Genomic DNA, 4,981 nt, shown 5'->3' with positions numbered 1-4,981 from the left:
CCCCAGGCATCGGCTGCGGCGTGGGCAGCGTCCAGGGCCTTGTCGATGTCTTCGGCCGTGGAACGGGGGAATTCGGCAATCGGCTGGCCATTCACAGGCGAGGTATTGGTGAAGTACTGACCTTTGACAGGCGCGACGAACTCGCCGCCGATGTAGTTACCGTATTTGGCTTTGAACGAAACGATAGCGCCTTCAGTACCGGGGTGAGCGTAACGCATGATGTTTCTCCTTGGCTTTTGTACTTATAAGGAAGAGCGCACGGGCGCATCTATTTAAGCGTAGAGCAAGGGCCGGGCCAGTGTGCGGCAGGTCAGGCAAATCAAGGCCTTGCGCGTTTTTTGTCGGACGGGCGGGTGGCGGGCGTGACGCTATCGGTACAGTGCTCGTGACACTTTGTACCGTTTCTGGCACAGCCTGTGACTGCCCGGTCTTGCCAGCATTGCAATGCGGGCTAGGCTGGAGGATGCTCGGCATCACCTCATGCACGGGTCGCCGAGCCCCGGGGAGAATAATAAGAAATGCACGACAACCATTTGAGTCGCCATGCCCAGCAAGTACTGACCGTGACCCAGGGCAAAGCCCACCTGCACGGTCCCGGCAGCGATCCTTCCATCGCCCGTTCCTGGCTGCGCTGCCTTGAGGATTATCACCTCGACCCGGCCCTGACCATGGCGCCGACGGTTCTTGAGCATGGACGTGTCCTGGAAAGCCGTGAACGTCTGCAGCAGGTGCTGCATATAGCCGGCAATGAAATGACCAGCCTGCATCAACAGCTGTCCGGTGCCGGCAATGCCGTGCTGTTGACCGATGCGCGTGGTGTGATTCTCAACTGTGTGACGGCGCCTTCCGAACGCAAGATCTTCGAACGGGCCGGACTCTGGCTCGGCGCCGACTGGAGCGAAGCCTGCGAAGGCACCAACGGCATCGGCACCTGCCTGGTCGAGCGTCAGGCGCTGACCATCCATCAGGGCGAACATTTCCGCGGCCGGCATACCGGCCTGACCTGCTCGGCGAGCCCGGTGTTCGACCCTCATGGCGAACTGCTCGCGGTGCTCGACGTCTCCTCGGCGCGTCAAGACCTGTCGCGCCAGAGTCAATTCCACACCATGGCACTGGTCAATCTTTCGGCGAAGATGATCGAGAGCTGCTATTTCCTCAGGTGTTTCGAGAACCAATGGTTGTTGCGTTTCCATCTGCAGGCCGAATCGGTCGGGCTGTTCAGCGAAGGTCTGCTGGCGTTCGACGGGGAAGGGCGGATCTGTGCGGTCAATCAGAGTGCGCTGAACCTGCTGGGACATATACGCGGCGGCCTGCTGGGCAAACCGGTGGAAGCGTTTTTCGACTGTACGCTGGATGAGCTGCTCGGTCGCGCGAGCATCAATGCCAGCGCCAGTTGGCCGCTGCGTACCCGTGACGGACGGCGTCTGTTTGCCCTGTTGCGCGGTCAGCCACGCCGGGTGCCGGTGCCATTGGCGCCTGCGCCTATCATCGAAGCGCGTGCGCCGGTGTCCGGTATTTGCCTGGGCGATGCGGCGTTGCAGGCGGATTTCCGCAAGGCTCTGCGCGTTTACGAACGGGATGTGCCGCTGTTGATCAACGGCGAAACCGGCTCGGGCAAGGAGGCGTTCGCCAAGGCCGTCCATCAGGCCAGTCAGCGGGCGGGAAAAGCCTTTGTTGCCTTGAATTGCGCGGCCATTCCCGAAAGTCTGATCGAAAGCGAGCTGTTCGGCTATCGCGGCGGCAGCTTCACAGGCGCACGCAAGGAAGGCATGCGCGGCAAGCTGCAACAGGCCGATGGCGGAACCTTGTTCCTCGATGAAATCGGCGATATGCCCCTGGCCTTGCAGACAAGGCTGCTCAGGGTGCTGGAAGACCGTCAGGTGGTGCCCATCGGCGGTGAGCCGGAGCCAGTCAACGTGCGCATCATCAGTGCCACGCACCGCAATCTGCTGGAACGTGTGGAAGACGGCAGCTTCCGCGAAGATCTGTATTACCGGCTCAACGGGCTGGAGGTGGCGCTGCCGGCCTTGCGCGATCGCGCTGACAAGTCGCAACTGCTCGATTTTCTGCTGGCTGAAGAGGCGGGCTCGGAAACCGTGCTGATCGAGGGGGCTGCACGTGAAGCGTTGCTGGGCTTCGCCTGGCCGGGCAACGTGCGGCAAATGCGCAATGTGTTGCGCACGTTGACGGCGCTGTGTGATGGCGGGCGAATCGCCCTGGAAGACCTGCCGGCAATGATTCGTCAGGGCCGGCCAGCGGCCCGACAATCCATTGAGGAGTCCGAGCGCCCGTTGGAGGATGCCGAGCGGTTGGCGCTATTGAATGCCTTGGAGAATACGCGCTGGCACATGACGCATACGGCCGAGCAGCTCGGGGTCAGTCGCAATACCCTCTACAGGAAACTGCGCAAGCACGGCATCGCCCGCTGAATACCCACCCCCTGTAGGAGCGAGCATGCTCGCGATGGACGTCAACGATAACGCTGGCTGACAGATGCCCCGCGGTGTCCTGGCCTCCATCGCGAGCATGCTCGCTCCTACAGGGTCGGTGTTAACCCGCAAACAAAGGTGCGATTTTCCCTTCCCTAAGCTAACCTGCGGCCATGTTTTACGAGGTCGACTATGCACATTCATATTCTTGGTATCTGCGGCACTTTCATGGGTTCGATGGCGGTTCTGGCCAAGGAACTGGGCCATCACGTGACGGGCTCCGATGCCAACGTCTATCCGCCGATGAGCACGCAGCTGGAGGCCCAGGGCATCGAATTGACCCAGGGCTATGATCCGGCGCAACTCGACCCGGCGCCTGACCTAGTGGTGATCGGCAATGCCATGTCGCGGGGCAATCCGGCGGTTGAATATGTGCTGAACAAGGGCCTGCCTTACGTATCGGGTCCGCAATGGCTGGCCGATCACGTGCTGCAAGGCCGCTGGGTGCTGGCGGTTGCCGGTACGCACGGCAAGACCACCACCAGCAGCATGCTCGCCTGGGTGCTGGAACACGCGGGCATGAGCCCGGGCTTCCTGATCGGCGGCGTGCCACAGAATTTTTCGGTATCGGCACGTCTGGGCGGCACGCCGTTTTTCGTGATTGAGGCCGACGAATACGACAGCGCATTTTTCGACAAGCGCTCCAAGTTCGTTCACTACCACCCGCGCACGGCCATCCTGAACAACCTGGAGTTCGATCACGCCGATATTTTCCCGGACCTGCCGGCCATCGAGCGGCAGTTCCATCACCTGGTACGGACCATTCCAAGCGAAGGCCTGGTGATTCATCCGACCACTGAACCGGCCTTGCAGCGCGTCATTGAAATGGGATGCTGGACGCCGGTGCAAACCACCGGTGCCGGCGGGCAGTGGCAGGTCAAGTTGCTCAGTGAAGACGGTTCGGCATTCGAAGTGATGTTCGAAGGTGTTTCTCAAGGGGTGGTCGAGTGGGAGCTGACTGGCCAGCACAACGTCGCCAACGCACTGGCAACCCTGGCGGCTGCGCGTCATGTCGGTGTGGTGCCATCGATGGGCATCGCTGCATTGAGTGCTTTCAAAAGCGTCAAGCGGCGGATGGAGAAAGTGGCAGAGGTGCGGGGTATCACCATCTACGACGATTTCGCCCACCATCCAACCGCCATCGCCACCACACTCGACGGACTGCGCAAGCGTGTCGGCGATGCGCCATTGATCGCGATCATCGAGCCACGCTCCAACTCCATGAAACTCGGTGCCCACCGCGACGGCCTGCCGCAAAGCGTGGTCGATGCCGATCAGGTGATCTGGTATGCGCCGGCCAACCTCGGCTGGGATCTGGCAGCCACCGCGGCGCTGTGCACGGTGCCGTCGATTGTCAGCGACTCGCTCGAAGGCATCATCGAGCGGGTGAAGAGCCAGGCACAGCCGGGCACCCACGTGGTGATCATGAGCAACGGCGGCTTCGGCGGCCTGCACGGCAAACTCGCCGAGGCCCTGAAATGAACAACGGCCCGGATCGCATCACCCTGGCGATGACCGGCGCTTCCGGCGCCCAATACGGATTGCGCCTGCTCGATTGTCTGGTGCGCGAAGACCGCGAAGTGCATTTCCTGATTTCCAAGGCGGCGCAACTGGTCATGGCCACCGAGACCGATGTCACGCTGCCCGCCAAACCGCAGATGATGCAAGCCTTCCTCACCGAATACACCGGTGCGGCGGCGGGGCAGATTCGTGTGTATGGCAAGGAGGACTGGATGTCGCCGGTGGCCTCGGGCTCCGGTTCGCCCGCCGCGATGGTGGTGGTGCCTTGTTCAACCGGGACCTTGTCGGCCATCGCGACCGGCGCCTGCAACAACCTGATCGAGCGTGCCGCCGATGTGACGCTGAAAGAGCGACGCCAACTGATTCTGGTGCCGCGGGAAGCGCCCTATTCGAGCATCCACCTGGAAAACATGCTCAAGCTGTCGAACATGGGTGTGACGATCCTGCCGGCCTCGCCGGGTTTCTATCATCAGCCGCAAACCATCGATGACCTGATCGACTTCGTCGTGGCGCGGATTCTCAACCTGCTGAACATTCCCCAGGACATGTTGCCGCGTTGGGGCGAACACCATCTGACCAGCGATGAATAGGTTCTGGGTGGTGTTGCTGGCCATTCAATTGGCGGGGTGTGCCACGGCGCGCACGCTGGATGCGGCCAAACCGGGAGCGCCAGTGGTGTATTCCGGAACGCGTCTGGATCTGTATGCGATGAATGGCGGCTGTTGCGCAATGGACCGGTTCGGCGCAGAAGCGCCGAGCTATCCGGGTGTTGATTTGCCAGGCAGCGCGTTGCTCGACACGCTGTTGTTGCCGTTGTCAGTGCTGACGGTGTTGGGTGTGAATTTTCAGGCTACGGGTGGGTTGTAGCATTCGGTATGAGGCCGGTGTTGCATTCATCGCGAGCAGGCTCGCTCCCACATTTGATCGCAATCCAATGTGGGAGCGAGCCAGCTCGCCAAGGCGACAAGACA

5 protein-coding genes are annotated in these 4,981 nt (G+C 61.4%); 4 read left to right on the top strand and 1 reads right to left on the bottom strand.

What is annotated here, in order from left to right:
* Positions 1-218: aldehyde dehydrogenase family protein (locus ACQKP2_RS31635; RefSeq protein ID WP_427582214.1), on the bottom strand; the 218-nt coding region annotated here is incomplete at its 3' end.
* Between the two features lie 300 nt (positions 219-518).
* Between ACQKP2_RS31635 and ACQKP2_RS31630 the strand changes: the two genes are divergently transcribed.
* The 4 genes from ACQKP2_RS31630 (at position 519) to ACQKP2_RS31615 (ending at position 4,877) form a co-directional block, all read left to right on the top strand.
* Positions 519-2,429 (top strand): sigma-54-dependent Fis family transcriptional regulator, encoded by a 1,911-nt coding sequence (locus tag ACQKP2_RS31630; RefSeq protein ID WP_427582213.1) that lies wholly within the window; start codon positions 519-521, stop codon positions 2,427-2,429.
* A gap of 192 nt (positions 2,430-2,621) precedes the next feature.
* On the top strand, positions 2,622-3,971 hold the full coding sequence (mpl, locus tag ACQKP2_RS31625; RefSeq protein WP_427582212.1) for a UDP-N-acetylmuramate:L-alanyl-gamma-D-glutamyl-meso-diaminopimelate ligase: 1,350 nt from the start codon (positions 2,622-2,624) through the stop codon (positions 3,969-3,971).
* Entirely contained in the window at positions 3,968-4,600 is a 633-nt protein-coding gene (gene ubiX, locus ACQKP2_RS31620; RefSeq protein WP_095941968.1) for a flavin prenyltransferase UbiX, read from the top strand. The genes mpl and ubiX overlap by 4 nt, the downstream gene beginning before the upstream one ends.
* A complete protein-coding gene (locus ACQKP2_RS31615) occupies positions 4,593-4,877 on the top strand; it encodes a YceK/YidQ family lipoprotein (protein WP_427582211.1) in 285 nt (94 codons plus the stop codon). Before ubiX ends, ACQKP2_RS31615 begins: the two co-directional genes overlap by 8 nt.
* Positions 4,878-4,981 lie beyond the last annotated feature (104 nt).

The organism is Pseudomonas sp. NPDC089569 (genome assembly GCF_050280625.1).
In the GTDB taxonomy this organism is placed as follows: domain Bacteria; phylum Pseudomonadota; class Gammaproteobacteria; order Pseudomonadales; family Pseudomonadaceae; genus Aquipseudomonas.
This window is presented reverse-complemented; position numbering and strand designations above follow the sequence as displayed.

Excerpts from the sequence above, each read along its gene's own strand:
- ubiX (WP_095941968.1), top strand. The coding sequence starts at position 3,968 with ATGAACAACGGCCCGGATCGCATCACCCTGGCGATGACCGGCGCTTCC.
- ACQKP2_RS31615 (WP_427582211.1), top strand. The coding sequence starts at position 4,593 with ATGAATAGGTTCTGGGTGGTGTTGCTGGCCATTCAATTGGCGGGGTGT.
- mpl (WP_427582212.1), top strand. The coding sequence starts at position 2,622 with ATGCACATTCATATTCTTGGTATCTGCGGCACTTTCATGGGTTCGATG.
- ACQKP2_RS31630 (WP_427582213.1), top strand. The coding sequence starts at position 519 with ATGCACGACAACCATTTGAGTCGCCATGCCCAGCAAGTACTGACCGTG.